This is a genomic window from Nocardia sp. CY41 (assembly GCF_009829325.1).
Lineage (GTDB): Bacteria > Actinomycetota > Actinomycetes > Mycobacteriales > Mycobacteriaceae > Nocardia.
Genome location: NZ_VUOS01000009.1, coordinates 99,877 through 113,590, shown reverse-complemented (window position 1 = coordinate 113,590; position 13,714 = coordinate 99,877). Strand labels below are relative to the sequence as shown.

Here is a 13,714-nt window from a genome sequence, read left to right as displayed (position 1 = left end):
TCCGAAACTCGGTGGAATTCACCGCCTTACCGGCGGGTACGTGATCGAATGCTCTGCAACTGACATCCAGAACCCGTTGTGAGGCGTCACGGGTTCGCCGAATCCGGGAGGTTGTGGCGGTGGTCGACGCAAGCGTGCCCACGCTGCGTCCGTCCGAGCTGAAGAGGTTGGCTCAGCTGGACGAACACAACGAACTGTCCGCCGACCAGGTGAGAAAGAGTTCCAAGCGGCTGGGCGTGCCGGAGGAAGACCTGTGGCGGTGGCTGGCGGACCGCCGCGGCGCGTCCGCGACCACCGACCGCGGCGATGATCCTGCTCCGATCACGACGAGCGTCGACGACCCTGATGCGGCTACGACGGGCGTCGACGACCCTGATGCGGCTACGACGGGCGTCGACGACCCTGATGCGGCTACGACGGGCGTCGACGACCCTGATGCGGCTACGACGGGCGTCGACGACCCTGATGCGGCCACCACGCGCATCGATGCCCCCGATCCGCCGACCACCCGCATCGATGCCCCCGATCCGCCGACCACCCGCATCGGTGCTCCCGAGCCCGCCACCACCCGCATCGGTGTTCCCGAGCCCGCCACTACGCGGATCGGTGTCCCCGAGCCGCGGACCACGCGCATCAATGTCCCTGAGCCGCCGACCAAATATGTCGGATACGGCCAGGTCGGGCACCGGCCGTCCCGCATCATCACGCTCGCCGACGCGGCAGGTGACGGGCTGTTGCCGCAGATCTCCGACGGTGACGTCACCAACTTCCGGGCCGACGCCTACCGGAGCCTGCCACCGGAGGAGTTCGCCCGCATCGACGCCGTCTACACCGAGGGGATCCAGACGGCCTGCCGGTGGCTCGCCGAACACACCGGACGGCCGTGCAGACACGACCTGAACCAGAACGGCGTCGGAAGCTGGCTGGGTCCCCGCGGGGCCGGCTTGGCCGAATACATGCTGTCGGTGCTGCAACCTCGCCTCAGCGCGCCGGATCGCTTCCCGCAGGGTCGAAGCGCCGGTTTGGTGGACGAGTGGAACGACATCCTGAGCCTGTACCGGTTCCTCGGCAGTCTGGTGGCCGACAGCCCCGGCCGCGGGCACACCATCACGCTCCTGCGTGGCGCGCAGGCCGCGTTCCTGCTCCATGGCCTGCGATTGGACCTGCCGCCGGATCTGGCCTACTCGGTCGGGCCGGGGCTGACGACGGTCCCGACCGATGACGACCTCATCGCCCGCATTCGCGCCCGCACGGCCGATCCGGTGGACGCGGCGGCACTTGCCACCGCGTTGTTCACCGGCGCCACCGCGATGGAACTCAACGCGATCCCCACGGTCGCGCTTGCCGCCGACGCACTGATCTTCAACGGTCCGATCGGTTACACCCACGCGCCCGACCTGTACGTGTGGGTGATTCCGCCCGCGGCGCGTCCGTTGCTCTACGACGCCCGCGTCCAGCAGGAAGCACGCCCCGCGTCCAATGGCAAACTCTTCGCCGGAGCCATCGGGGGGGCGGGCTTCCGCCTCCGCAGGCTCGCCGCGGCGTGCGAGGTGACCCTCCCGGACCTGTACCACTGGCACCACAGTTGGATCCGCCAGGCGGGACTTCTGCGGGGGTCCGAACAGCCGACACCGGCGCGCAATACCGATCTGCTTTTCGGGCTGAAACTCGCGCGCCGGCCGCGCCGGCGCCGCACACGCTGACGCAGGCGACGTCGCGGAGGTCACCCGGCGTCGTCGAGAAGATGCCTGGGCGCGGCCTGCCGCCAGGAGTCGAGCACGATGGCCTCCAGTTCGTCCCGGTCGTCGAGGGCGGTCAGGCGCGCGCGGACCCAGGCATTGTTGGCTTCGTGGGCGGCGATCCAGAATTTGCCCGGTTCGGCGACGACGAGTTCGTCGCGGTCGGCGACGGGGCAGCGGACCGCCATCGAGGTCTCCGCCTCCGGAAGAGTGAGAAACAGTTTGCCCGCGACGCGGAAGATCGGCATCCCCCAAGCGAACTGTTCGGATGTCTCCGGCAGCGACAGCGCGATGGCCCGGACATCGTCCCCGGTGAAACTCATGAACCGAATCCTTCCAGGCCGCAAGGGAACCTCCGTACGCGGTCGATCCATAGGGCCTGTGCCAACGTCACCGTCCGCACGTTGTGAGCTGCCCGGTAATCGCCTCGTGAACCCGGTGCCGGTCGTCCAGCCCCCTATCGTCGGCGCAGTTGGCCCCTGAGCTCGAGAGGCATTATCCGGATGTCGTTCGGCACGCGAGAGAAGTCGGAGCAGTTGCGAGGCACCCTCGCGGTCGCTACAACGCCACTGTCGCCACGCCGTGGATCGCGGCGGAACGCGGCTACATCGACGCCGTCATCGAGCCTTCGCGCACGCGGCTGGAGATCCGGCATGCGCTCCAGCTCCTGCGGGGCAAGGAAGCAGCGGCCGAACACAACCCGCGCAAGCACAGCTTGTACCCGATGTAGCGACGGGTTTTCCCGTTCCCGGGCTGGGTATGCCGCCTGGTGGGACGAAGGTCCGCGGTCGGAGGAGTTGCGGGCATGGATTGGTTCTCCGCATCCGAATACTGGCTCAGCAGGCAAGCGCTGACCCGCGGTGTCGCGGCCGTCTATCTGATCGCCTTCGTGGTCGCCGCCCGGCAATTCCGGGCGCTGATCGGTGAGCACGGCATGCTGCCCGTGCCGCGGTGGCTGGAACGACGCTCGTTCCGGCGGACGCCGAGCATCTTCCATGTCCACTACTCCGATCGCTTCTTCGCCGCCGTGTGCTGGTTCGGCGCGGCGCTGTCCGCGGCGATGGTCGCCGGCGCGGCCGATGCGGTGCCGCTGTGGGCGGCGATGCTGCTGTGGGCGACGTTGTGGGTGCTCTACCTGTCGATCGTGAACGTGGGACAGGAGTGGTACGCGTTCGGCTGGGAGTCGCTGCTGCTGGAATCCGGCTTCCTGGTGATCTTCCTGGGCAACGACCGCACGGCGCCGCCGGTGCTGGTGCTGTGGCTGTCGCGCTGGTTGCTGTTCCGGGTGGAGTTCGGCGCCGGGCTGATCAAAATGCGCGGTGACCGGTGCTGGCGCGATCTGACCTGTCTGTACTACCACCATGAGACCCAGCCGATGCCCGGACCGTTGAGCTGGTTCTTCCACCACCTGCCCAAACCGCTGCACCGGGCCGAGGTGCTCGGCAACCATTTCGCGCAGCTCGTCGTGCCCTTCGGGTTGTTCGCCCCGCAACCGGTGGCGAGCATCGCGGCTGCCGTCATCGTGATCACCCAGCTGTGGCTGGTGCTGTCGGGCAATTTCGCCTGGCTGAACTGGATCACGATCGTCCTGGCGTGCGGCGCCGTCAGCGGGCCCGCGGTGGCGGCGGTGCTACCGGTGCCCACCCCGCCCGCGCTGCCGGGACCGCCGCCCTGGTTCACCGCCCTGGTGATCGCGTTCACCGCGCTCGTGGTCTTCCTGAGTTACCGGCCCGCCCGCAACCTGATCTCCAGTCACCAGGCGATGAACCGATCGTTCGACCCCTATCACTTGGTCAACACCTACGGAGCCTTCGGCAGCATCGGCCGCACCCGCTACGAAGTGGTCGTCGAAGGCACCGACGAGCCGGCTGTCACGGAGCGGACACAGTGGAAGGAATACGAGTTCAAAGGCAAGCCCGGCGATCCGCGGCGGCTTCCCCGTCAGTGGGCTCCCTACCATCTGCGCCTGGATTGGCTCATGTGGTTCGCCGCGGCCTCACCGGGGTATGCGGAGTCGTGGCTGGGCCCGTTCCTGGCACGACTACTGCAGAACGATCGGGCCACGCTGCGGTTGCTACGACACAATCCGTTTCCCGAAGCCGCGCCCCGTTTCGTCCGGGCACAGCTGTATCTATATCGCTTCACGACACCGCGCGAGTGGGCCGACACCAGGGCGTGGTGGCACCGCACGCTCGTGAGCCGTTACGTTCCGCCTCTTTCCTTGGACGACCTGCGCTACCGCAGCCGGTCCGGCAGGCGATGACATCTCGAGAACGCCTGACCGACAACGGCTTGTACCGACCGGCAGGCCGGTTGCGTGGGATTCGCCACAGTGATGTGGCGACGATCGACGGCTGGAGCGGGTATGCGCTGAATGACGCAACCGACCGAAGGAGGATGTCATGTCCGTTTCGGCCTCGCGCTCGCAGTATCGCGCCGCCCGACGCAACCACAGCGGTTGTTCCGGCTCCGAAGGGCCCATCGAATGGACCGTCGCGGCGTGGGTCTTGATGGTGGCTGTGCTGAGCATCGCACTGGCACTGCTGTAGGAACACCGCCTTGGCCGGGTGACGGCTCGGCACGGAACGTCCGCGGCTGAACGCCGCTGCGCCGAAGCCGGCACCGAAGCTCGACCCACCCTGTACGGAAGCCGAGCCGCATCGATTCGCTCGGAGGTGGATGAGGAGAAGGAGTTCGCTCTGTTGGAGGAAGTACTACGGCCGCTCATCGTCGTGTTCGGCACGGTGGCGCTCACCGTGACGGCCGGTCTGCTGATCGATCGATTACTGCGTTTCTCTGCTCGCAGACGTCCGGGCAACCAACTTCCCACACTGTTGCGCCGGGTTCAATTGCCCCTGCAGGTCCTGCTGGGCGCGTTGGCGCTGCATGCCACCTACCCGCTGGCGCACCTCGATCTGCGCCAGGACGCGATGATCCGCACCGTTCTGGCCACGGCGGCGATCATGTCGGCGGCATGGGTGGTCATCCGTGCCGCCGACGCGGTCGCGGAGAACACGCTGCGCTCCTACGCTCGGCGCACCCAGGACATCACACGGGTGCGGCAATTGCGTACCCAGCTCGGCTTGGTCCGCCGGATCATCACCTCTGTGCTGGTGGTGACAACCGCCGCCGTGGTGATTCTGTTGCTCGTTCCGAGCCTGCGGACCCTGGGCACCTCCCTGCTCGCCTCCGCAGGCGTGATCGGCATCATCGCCGGTGTCGCCGCGCAGTCGACCTTGAGCAACCTGATCGCCGGTTTGCAGATCGCCTTCGGCGACTCGGTGAAGATCGGGGACACCGTCGTCGTGGAGGGGGAGTGGGGCATCGTCGAAGAGATCACCCTCGCCTTCCTCACGGTGCGGATCTGGGACGACCGGAGGCTGACCATGCCGGTCTCCTACTTCAACAACAAGCCGTATGAGAACTGGTCGCGCGGTGGACCGCAGATCACCGGCACGGTCTACCTCTACCTGGATCACAGCACGCCGGTGCCCCTGCTGCGCAAGCATTTGCAGGAGTATCTGCGCACGCGCGCGGACTGGGACGGTCGCGACTGGAGTCTGCAGGTCACCGACAGCACGCCGACGAATATCGTGGTGCGCGCGACGATGTCGGCCGCCAATGCCGACGACGTGTGGAACCTGCGCTGCGCGGTCCGCGAGGAGATGCTCGACTGGCTCGGCCGCAACCATCCGTACGCCCTGCCGAAGATCTCCACCGCGATCACCGACTCCGCCATCGGCGACCACCACTTGGCGCTGGCGGGCGATCGCGGCGACTGACCCGCAGGCCAGGCCCACAGGCGGCGTCGCGTGCCGGCGGCTTGGCGCTGCCTCCGACAGCGGTTGTGGCCGGTTCGGGAGGTGCGAGGACAGCTCGCCTTGCCGTCGGACCACTACTATCGCCGCTGCCGGAGGCATTCCGGGGCTCCGCCGGAACAAGGAGTGCGCCGCGTCGCGGTCAGTTTTTCGGCACGGTATGCAGAGTCACCCGGCTCAATCGGCCCGACTCGATGCGCGCCGTGAGATAGGTGTGCTCCGGCTGGCGGCGTCGATCTGTCGGCGAGCCGGGGTTGAGCAGGCGCAATCCGCTGTCGGTGACGCTGTCCCAGGGGATGTGACTGTGCCCGAACACGAGCAGATCGGTGTCCGGGAAATCTCGGGCGCAGCGCTGCTCCCGCCCCTTCGCGGGGCCGGTCTCGTGCACCACCGCCAGCCTGATCCCGTCGAGTTCGGCGTGGGCGACCTCGGGCAGCCGGGCCCGCAGTTCCGGGCCGTCGTTGTTGCCGTAGACGCCGATCAGGCGCGTGCTGCGCGCTTCGAGCCGATCCAGCAGCGCGGCCTCCACCCAGTCGCCCGCGTGCACGACCACGTCGGCCACGTCGACCTCACGCCAGAGTGGCTCCGGGAGGTCCCGCGCACGCTTGGGCACGTGCGTATCGGAGATGATGAGCAACCGCATGGTGACCGGTGTACCACTTCGGCGGCGCCCCTCGGTCGAGATGCGGCGTCAGCGGTGGATTATCTCCTGCGACCCGCGAACGGCGTGGCCTGATCAGAGAGTGAGATCAATCACATCGACTCGTCGGCTCGGTCGAGATTGGACCTCCGGTCGTGGGTATGCCGGGGCGTGACGGTGACGCAGCGCGGCGCACCGGTGCGACAGTTTCCATCGCGTTGTCCGGGAGGGCTTTCCATGCTTTCTTTTCTCATGCTCATGCTGATGCTGCCGGGGATGGCGACCGTCGCTGCGTATGCGACGGTGGCGGTCAGTGTGTGGCTCGAGGATCGGCGCGACGCCGGCGACTCCGCGATGCCTGTCGAAGCGCGCCGCCCCTGAGCCGACGCCGAGGGTCGGCACTCAGCCGGCGCTGCGGCCTCCGGCACGACGTCGGCGGAACAAGTGGGTGACTCGCCGTCGCTGCGGCGCGGCGTTCCAGTCGATACCCTCGGCGGCCGCGAAAGCTGCCGCGTCAGCGGCGGTCGTCGTCTTCGGATGCTCGCGAGCCCACGCCATGAAGCGTGCGGTGAAATCGCCGTCGCACGCGTGCACCAGCAGCGGGAAGCGTCGCGCCACCTCATGGGCCCGCTTGTGCAGCAATGCCTGGGCCGCCGCTGCGACGGCGTCCACATCGAAACCCGCTGGTGGGGCGGCTCCAGCGACCAGCGCTCGCACCAGTGCTGCCTGTCGCTCGGCCAGGGGGGCGCCGGGTGGCGGTGCCGGTCCGGACCGGGCGCTCATGCCACCACCGCCCTGGCTCGGATGGTGATCGGCGGCCGGGCCGCGGCCGCCGCGATGGCGTCCAGCTCGTCGAGCAGCTCGGCCGCGGGCGGATAGTTGCCGTCACGCTCCAGCATCATCGGCGCGCGGCGCCGCGCGGTGAACTCCGCGACAAGGGCGAGCACCTCCGCTGGGAGTGGATCGGTGTGCGTGTCGTGGTAGCGGCCACCGGATTCGTGACCGCCTGCGACATGACAGTAGGCGACGTGCTCGGCGGGCAGGCGCAGCAGCTCGGTGAGTGGGTCGCGACCTCGGTTGCGAGCGTTCGCGTAGACGTTGGCGAGATCCAGCACAAGCGAGACACCGGTACGCTCGACGAGTTCGGAGAGGAATTCCGCTTCGGTGTATTCGTCGTCGGGCCAGTCGAACAGTGTCGCGATGTTCTCCACTGCGAGAGGGACGTCCAGCGCCGCGCGTGTTCGGGCGATATTGCGGGTCAGCGCGTCGAGCGCTTCGCGGGTGCGCGGGACCGGCAGGAGGTGGCCCGCTTCCAGGCCGCCCGCGCGGACGAAAGCGACGTGCTCACTCACCAGGGGAGCCGCGACGGCCGTCGCGCACGCCGCCAAGTGCTCGACGCGCTGGTCCGCGACCGGCTCCGCGCCGCCGAGTGACAGCGCGATGCCGTGCGGCACCACGGCCACGCCTCGGGCACGCAGCGCAGTCAGTTCCTCGGGGACGATCAGCTGCCCGGCGCGGTGGGGATCCTGGAGCAACGACTCGGCGACGACCTCGCAGAACTCCAGCCCGTCCAAAGCAGCTATCAACCCGCAGATCTCCGGTCGCCAACCGATCCCGAGCGCATCCTCGGGCAGCGGCCCGGACCGTTCAGCCGCCGCAACCACCACAGCCTCCACAGCCTCCGCCGCAGCCACCACCGTCGCCCCCGCTGCCGCCGCCGTCCCCGCCGCCGCTCGACCCGCTCGGCGGTACCACCGCCTGGGCGAGGCCGGGATCCAGCGCGCTGAGCGCGCCGATGCCGAACACGGCGGCCGCGATCGCCGCGCTCTCGGCGCCGTAGGTGGCGAAAGAAGGGGAATTGCTCGGGCGCAGATGGCGATTGCGCTCGTCGGCGGCGTTGCGAGCGCGGACGCCCAGCGCGGTGAGCCGCGGTTTGCGCACCACCAACCAGTACGCGAACGCCTGCGCGATCACCAGTACCACCAGCAGGCCGACCGGGTTTCCGTGCGAGGCGCCAGCGATGATGCGCACCACACCGAGCGCGCCGGTGACCAGCAGCGGCATGCCCGCGTCGCGCAACCCGTGGCGCATGGCGGGTCCGGGGAAGTAACCGAGGTCGATCATTCTGGTACGCAGCGCCTCGAGGGTGGCGGACGATCCGCCGACAACGGTCTTGCGCTGGCCCGCCGACAGACGGTCGTACACCGACACGGTGAATGGATCCAGCTGTCCGCGCTCCTGCGCTGTGAGGGCGCGGACCGGCGCGGCGCCCGAATCGATCGCGTCGACAGCGCGCAGCCGTGCCATCGCCGCCAGTGCGGCGTTCTGGTCGCCGAAGAGCATGCCCACTTCGGGTGACGTCAGTTCCGCGCCCGGCGCCGCAACCGCGTCCAGCTCCGGGTCGGCGCCCGTGACCCGTACGCGCAACCAGATTCCGGCCACCACCGCCACGAGCACGACCGGCAGGTATATCGCCAGGAATTCCGGCCCGGAGATACCCCAGGTCTCACCGGCCGCGACAAGCCCGTCCGAGGCCACCCCGATCACATTCATCTTCCACCTCGGAATCGGTCCCAACTTGCCCTCAGTATCGGGCCGCGAAGCTTCGCACGCCATGACGAATCGCCGTGGCGCGCACATGCTGACGCGTGTCCCCTCTCCGCTCACCGGAAAACGACCGGCCGGATGCGGCCGTCACCGCCGGGCGGGTTCACTCCATCCGGTCGAGGCCCAGCTGTTCGGAGACCATCAGGGCGACTTCGGTCTCCAGCCGGTTCACCGTCAACGGATGACCGAGTACCTCTTCGGCTCTGCGTATCCGGTAGTGGACGGTGTTCTTGTGCACATGCATGCGCGCCGCGGCGTCGGTGAGGCTGCCGCGGGCTTCGAGGTAGGTCTGCACCGTCTCACGAAGACGCGCGGTGGTCTCGTCGCCGCGCATGAGGTCGCCGAGTACCCGGCGCACCCACGCTTTCGTATCGGGCAGACGGTCGACGAGCAGGCTCGCCAGTGCCACGCGGGAGTGCAAGGTCAGTGCGCGGGTGGGGTCGGCGGTCAATGCCAGGTTGCGCGCGCGCTGGGCATCGCGGAAGGTCTGCCGGAAGCCGGCCAGTCCGGCGCCGGGGTCGCCGATCGCGACGCGGAGTTCCGGTCGGCGGGCCAGGTCTCGTTCCAGGCGATCGGCATCGAGCGAGGGCCGGCCGATGGAGGAGATCCAGGCCCAGCAGTTCTGCTCGTCCACCAGCACCGTCAGCGGATGCTTCCCGGTCGCGGCCTGCAGCATCGAGACTCCCGCTCGCACCGAGTCGATCGATGACGTGACGGGTTCGCGCACCCAGACGATCGCGGCAACGTGCCATCCCCGCAACGAGGCGGCCAGCATGTGTTCCGCCGAGGCGAGGTCGAGGTTTTCGGTGTCGAGCACGGCGCGGATCTGGGCCGCGCGGGTGTTGTCCGTGCGCGCGTCCCAGCGACGGCGTTCGCTTTCGTAGATGTCGATGACACCCTCGATGACCTGGTCGATGTAGCTGTTGACCAGCAGGCCCACCCGGCTGGTGGTCTCCAGGGCCAGGTCGGCGGAGGCCTCCGAGTGCCGGAGTGCGGCGATGGTCCGCTGCATGAACGTGTGTTCGCCGAGGCGGTACGCGCGCAGGAGGGCCTCCAGCGACATCCCGTGCTGGGCGAAGCGTCGAGCGTATTCGGCGGCGGCGGGCGGCACGGTGATGTCATCACGGGAGATGCCCAGTGTGAGCATGTCGAGGATCGCGGTGACGTTGGACGCGGTGCTGGCGACCATCAGCCGCCGCACCTCGTCGTCGTGCCGGAATTCCGGGATGACCTCGGCGAACATCGCGGTCATCTCGGCGATCAAGCGGTCGAGATCGGCTTTGACGCGTCCGGCGACATCGCGGATGGTTCTGTCCACGTCAACGCTCATGTCCGGACCGTACCGGAATCGGTGCGACCGCTCGGAGGCATTCCCCAACCTGTTGTGCCGGTAGTACAAAGCCGCACGAAAACTCTGGGATGCGGGCCCGTAGCTGTGGCCTGGCACCGAACCTACCGTGGAATGTAATTCCAGTCACCCACAAGCAGTCGAGGGTATGAATGCAGCACGTTGTAGAAATTCCGGAGGTCCGGGCGGCATGGAATCCGTGCGATCCCTGTATCGCGGACGACCGCGAGCAGCTCGATAATCAGCATTTCGCGAGAAGAGTACGCAGGGCCGCGGCCGTCCTGTACGTCAATGGAGTTCGCGAGGGCGATGTCGTCGCTCTCGTCTTGCGGAATCGACTCGAATTCGTCGTCATTCTTTTCGCGGCGTGGCGGCTCGGCGCCGCGGTCACCCCCGTGAAGCCGGATTCGACGTCCGAGGAGGTGCGCTATCAGATCGACGACTGCCGGGCGAAGGTGGTCGTGACCGAAGACGGACGCGGAGCGGGAACGCTGGATGTCACCGAGGTGGCCGGGCCCGGCCCCGAAACCGGCGGGCCCGAACCGGTGTCGGTGGATCCCGGCGCCGCGGCGCTGATCATCTACACCAGCGGCACCACCGGGCAGCCGAAGGGGGTGGTTCTCGACCACGCCAACATCGCCGCGATGTGCGAGATGCTCGTCGAAGCTCTGCGGTTGGACGACACCGACCACAGCCTGCTGGTCCTGCCGCTGTTCCACGTCAACGGAATCGTGGTCGGTGTCCTGTCACCGCTGCTCGCCGGGGGCCGCGCCACGATCGCGGGCCGATTCTCGGCTTCGGCGTTCTTCGGCGTCGTGGAACGAGTTCGGCCGACCTATTTTTCGGCCGTGCCCGCGATCTACGCGATGCTCGTCGCGCAGTCCGAGAACGCGGCGCCGGACACCTCGTCGCTACGCCGCGCGATCTGTGGGGCCGCGCCCATGCCCGCGGAACTGATCGCGCGATTCGAAACGCGTTTCGGGGTACCGATCGTCGAAGGGTACGGGTTGTCGGAAGGCACCTGCGCCTCGACGCTCAATCCGCCGGACGGAGCGCGGAAGCCGGGCACGGTGGGGCGACCGTTGCCAGGGCAAGTCGTAGCGATCGTGGACGCCGATGGCCGAGCCGTGGCCGCCGGGACGCGAGGAGAAGTGGTCATCCGGGGCGCCAACGTCATGCGCGGGTATCTCGGCCGGCCCGAGGCGACCGCGCGAACGGTGATCGACGGCTGGCTGCACACCGGCGATGTCGGCTACTTCGATTCGGACGGATACCTGGTCCTGGTCGATCGCATCAAAGACATGATCCTGCGAGGTGGGGAGAACATCTATCCCAAGGAGATCGAGAACATTTTGCATGCCCATCCCGCCGTCTTGGAGGCCGCGGTGGTCGGCGCCCCCGATCCGGTGCTCGGTGAGGTCCCCGTCGCCCGAGTGGTGACCATGCCCGGCACGCATGTCGATGCCGCGGATCTCGTCGAGCATTGCCGGAAATCCCTGTCCCGCGCGAAGGTGCCGGTATCGATCGGAATCACCGACGCGCTGCCACGGAATCCGGTCGGCAAGATCGACAAACGAAAGCTCCGCGAGCTGGTCGCCGTCGCGGTCACCACGGCATAGCAACAATCCGCTCGGCGGAGAGCGGAACTCAACGATCCGAACCGAATTCGGCCGGGTCCTCGCATGTGCTCGATTCATCGGATGAGAAAGGTCCGAACAATGGGATTCAAAACAGCGGATTTCCCGCCCGTGGACGTGACGACATTCCTCGACCAGCCGTTGCGGGAGCGGATGAGAACACTCGCTCTGCACTGGGTCGAATACGGCTTCGGCTCGCCGCGGATGATCCATACGATTTATCTGCTCAAGGTTCTGCTGGTCTCGGTGCTCGCCGGGGTCGCCCTGGTGACCTGGAGTTCCGGCGTCGGCCCGTTCTGGGACGTCGCGGGGTGGTGGAACGAGCCGATCGTCTATCAGAAGCTGGTGTTGTGGACCGTCTTGATCGAGGCGCTCGGGATCGCCGGGTCGTGGGGGCCGCTCGCGGGCAAGTTCAAGCCGATGACCGGCGGAATCCTGTTCTACGCACGCCCCGGCACGATCCGCCTGCGTCCTTGGCGGCGGGTCCCGTTCACGGGCGGCGACACGCGCACGGTCTTCGACGTGCTGCTGTATCTGGCGTTCCTGGCGACGTTGCTGGCGGCGATCGTGCTGCCCGGTGTACCGAGCGCCTCACTCAGCGCGGTATTGCCGGGCAATACCTCAGGCCTGGTGAATCCCGCGCTGTTGATCGCCCCGATCGCGCTGTACATCCTGTGCGGCCTGCGGGACAAGACGATCTTCCTCACCGCGCGCGGCGAGCAGTACCTGCCCGCACTGGTGTTCTTCGCGGTGTTGCCGTTCGTCGACATGATCGTCGCCGCCAAACTGCTGATCTGCGCGGTGTGGATCGGAGCGGGTGTGTCGAAGTTCGGGCGGCACTTCACCAACGTGGTTCCGCCGATGGTCTCCAACAGTCCGGGCGTGCCCGCCAAGTGGATCAAGCGGTTGCATTACCGTGACTTCCCCCGGGACCTGCGTCCGTCGAAGGTCGCCTCGTTCCTGGCCCATGTCGGCGGCACCGCCGTCGAGGTCGTCACGCCGCTGGTGCTGCTGTTCTCCACCAACCACTGGCTGACGCTGGCGGGTGTGGTGCTGATGGTGATCTTCCACGCGTTCATCACCTCGACGTTCCCGCTCGCGGTGCCGTTGGAATGGAACGTCCTGTTCGCCTACCTGACCGTCTTCCTGTTCCTGGGCTTCCCCAACCAAGCCGGCTACGGCCTCGGTGACATCTCCTCACCATGGCTGGCTGTAGTGATCCTCGCGGCGCTGGTGTTCTTCCCGGTCCTCGGGAATCTGCGCCCGGATCTGGTGTCCTTTCTGCCGTCGATGCGCCAGTACGCCGGCAACTGGGCGTCGGCCCTGTGGGCCTTCGCGCCCGGTGCGGAGGAGAAGCTCAACACCATCGGGCACCGGCCGACAATGAACCAGATCGACCAGCTGAAGGCTATGGGCCACCCGCCCGCGGTCGCGGAGATCACCATGCAGCAGACGATCGCGTGGCGCTCGATGCACAGCCAAGGACGCGGACTGTTCTCGTTGCTGTACAAACTCCTGCCCGACATCGATCGGTGGACCGTGCGGGAAGCTGAATTCGGCTGCAACTCGCTGATCGGCTTCAACTTCGGCGACGGTCACCTGCACAACCTGGATCTGGTGAACGCGGTGCAGTCCCGGGTCGGGTTCGCGCCGGGCGAATGGATCGTGGTGTGGGTGGAATCCCAGCCCATCCACCGCGGCGTCCAGCAGTATCAGGTGATCGACGCGGCGCTGGGCGTCGTCGAACGCGGCACCTGGCGTGTGCGCGACGCCGTCGAGACGCAACCGTGGCTGCCCGACGGCCCGATCCCGCACGAGGTGACGTGGCGGCGCGCGGGCTACACGGTGCCTATGCTGCCGGACGAATCGGACCGGGTTCTGGCCCCGCAGGCCGTCGGCTGAGGCATACGGTAAGGACAGGAGAG

At 67.7% G+C, this 13,714-nt stretch carries 13 protein-coding genes and 1 pseudogene; 8 read left to right on the top strand and 6 right to left on the bottom strand.

All coding sequences use genetic code 11. From position 1 onward, the window contains the following. Positions 1-119: 119 nt before the first annotated feature. Positions 120-1,703 carry a hypothetical protein gene (locus GVY64_RS37230; protein ID WP_201297980.1) on the top strand — a complete coding sequence of 528 codons (1,584 nt, stop codon included), beginning with the start codon at positions 120-122 and terminating at the stop codon, positions 1,701-1,703. Between the two features lie 20 nt (positions 1,704-1,723). Here GVY64_RS37230 and GVY64_RS11550 read toward each other — a convergent pair whose 3' ends face one another. Continuing rightward, positions 1,724-2,062 carry an MmcQ/YjbR family DNA-binding protein gene (locus GVY64_RS11550; protein ID WP_159840517.1) on the bottom strand — a complete coding sequence of 113 codons (339 nt, stop codon included), beginning with the start codon at positions 2,060-2,062 and terminating at the stop codon, positions 1,724-1,726. 152 nt (positions 2,063-2,214) lie between these two features. Between GVY64_RS11550 and GVY64_RS38885 the strand changes: the two are divergent. The 4 genes and pseudogenes from GVY64_RS38885 to GVY64_RS11530 form a co-directional block, all read left to right on the top strand. Further along, positions 2,215-2,469 (top strand): annotated as a pseudogene (locus GVY64_RS38885) (carboxyl transferase domain-containing protein); the annotation flags it as partial. A gap of 75 nt (positions 2,470-2,544) precedes the next feature. After that, positions 2,545-4,002 carry a lipase maturation factor family protein gene (locus GVY64_RS11540; protein WP_159840516.1) on the top strand — a complete coding sequence of 486 codons (1,458 nt, stop codon included), beginning with the start codon at positions 2,545-2,547 and terminating at the stop codon, positions 4,000-4,002. A 139-nt stretch (positions 4,003-4,141) separates the two neighbouring features. After that, on the top strand, positions 4,142-4,288 hold the full coding sequence (locus GVY64_RS11535; RefSeq protein WP_159840515.1) for a hypothetical protein: 147 nt from the start codon (positions 4,142-4,144) through the stop codon (positions 4,286-4,288). Between the two features lie 153 nt (positions 4,289-4,441). After that, positions 4,442-5,521 (top strand): mechanosensitive ion channel family protein, encoded by a 1,080-nt coding sequence (locus GVY64_RS11530; protein WP_159840514.1) that lies wholly within the window; start codon positions 4,442-4,444, stop codon positions 5,519-5,521. Positions 5,522-5,699: 178 nt separating this feature from the next. On the opposite strand, the gene GVY64_RS11525 is transcribed toward GVY64_RS11530, so the two are convergent. Further along, a complete protein-coding gene (locus GVY64_RS11525; protein ID WP_159840513.1) occupies positions 5,700-6,200 on the bottom strand; it encodes a metallophosphoesterase family protein in 501 nt (166 codons plus the stop codon). A gap of 168 nt (positions 6,201-6,368) precedes the next feature. Between GVY64_RS11525 and GVY64_RS11520 the strand changes: the two genes are divergently transcribed. After that, positions 6,369-6,578, top strand: coding sequence for a hypothetical protein (locus GVY64_RS11520; protein ID WP_159840512.1), 210 nt, complete (start codon positions 6,369-6,371; stop codon positions 6,576-6,578). Positions 6,579-6,599: 21 nt separating this feature from the next. Here GVY64_RS11520 and GVY64_RS11515 read toward each other — a convergent pair whose 3' ends face one another. The 4 genes from GVY64_RS11515 to GVY64_RS11500 all read right to left on the bottom strand — a co-directional run bounded on the left by GVY64_RS11515 (position 6,600) and on the right by GVY64_RS11500 (position 10,134). Continuing rightward, entirely contained in the window at positions 6,600-6,980 is a 381-nt protein-coding gene (locus GVY64_RS11515) for a hypothetical protein (protein WP_201297979.1), read from the bottom strand. After that, positions 6,977-7,831 carry a DUF692 domain-containing protein gene (locus tag GVY64_RS11510; RefSeq protein WP_159840803.1) on the bottom strand — a complete coding sequence of 285 codons (855 nt, stop codon included), beginning with the start codon at positions 7,829-7,831 and terminating at the stop codon, positions 6,977-6,979. Before GVY64_RS11510 ends, GVY64_RS11515 begins: the two co-directional genes overlap by 4 nt. Positions 7,832-7,844: 13 nt before the next feature. Next, positions 7,845-8,750, bottom strand: a complete 906-nt coding sequence (locus GVY64_RS11505) for a TIGR04222 domain-containing membrane protein (protein WP_159840511.1) — start codon at positions 8,748-8,750, stop codon at positions 7,845-7,847. Between the two features lie 157 nt (positions 8,751-8,907). After that, the gene (locus GVY64_RS11500) at positions 8,908-10,134 is read right to left on the bottom strand and encodes a PucR family transcriptional regulator (protein ID WP_159840510.1); all 1,227 of its coding nucleotides are present in this window, start codon (positions 10,132-10,134) and stop codon (positions 8,908-8,910) included. Between the two features lie 170 nt (positions 10,135-10,304). On the opposite strand from GVY64_RS11500, the gene GVY64_RS11495 reads away from it, so the two are divergent. Next, positions 10,305-11,771, top strand: coding sequence for a class I adenylate-forming enzyme family protein (locus tag GVY64_RS11495; RefSeq protein ID WP_159840509.1), 1,467 nt, complete (start codon positions 10,305-10,307; stop codon positions 11,769-11,771). A gap of 99 nt (positions 11,772-11,870) precedes the next feature. Beyond that, positions 11,871-13,691, top strand: a complete 1,821-nt coding sequence (locus GVY64_RS11490; protein WP_159840508.1) for a DUF3556 domain-containing protein — start codon at positions 11,871-11,873, stop codon at positions 13,689-13,691. Positions 13,692-13,714: the final 23 nt, after the last annotated feature.

Bases quoted from the DNA above. Each gene is read 5' to 3' on its own strand.
- GVY64_RS11550 (WP_159840517.1), bottom strand. From the start codon at position 2,062: ATGAGTTTCACCGGGGACGATGTCCGGGCCATCGCGCTGTCGCTGCCG.
- GVY64_RS11540 (WP_159840516.1), top strand. From the start codon at position 2,545: ATGGATTGGTTCTCCGCATCCGAATACTGGCTCAGCAGGCAAGCGCTG.
- GVY64_RS11535 (WP_159840515.1), top strand. From the start codon at position 4,142: ATGTCCGTTTCGGCCTCGCGCTCGCAGTATCGCGCCGCCCGACGCAAC.
- GVY64_RS11525 (WP_159840513.1), bottom strand. From the start codon at position 6,200: ATGCGGTTGCTCATCATCTCCGATACGCACGTGCCCAAGCGTGCGCGG.
- GVY64_RS11515 (WP_201297979.1), bottom strand. From the start codon at position 6,980: ATGAGCGCCCGGTCCGGACCGGCACCGCCACCCGGCGCCCCCCTGGCC.
- GVY64_RS11505 (WP_159840511.1), bottom strand. From the start codon at position 8,750: ATGAATGTGATCGGGGTGGCCTCGGACGGGCTTGTCGCGGCCGGTGAG.
- GVY64_RS11500 (WP_159840510.1), bottom strand. From the start codon at position 10,134: ATGAGCGTTGACGTGGACAGAACCATCCGCGATGTCGCCGGACGCGTC.
- GVY64_RS11495 (WP_159840509.1), top strand. From the start codon at position 10,305: ATGCAGCACGTTGTAGAAATTCCGGAGGTCCGGGCGGCATGGAATCCG.
- GVY64_RS11490 (WP_159840508.1), top strand. From the start codon at position 11,871: ATGGGATTCAAAACAGCGGATTTCCCGCCCGTGGACGTGACGACATTC.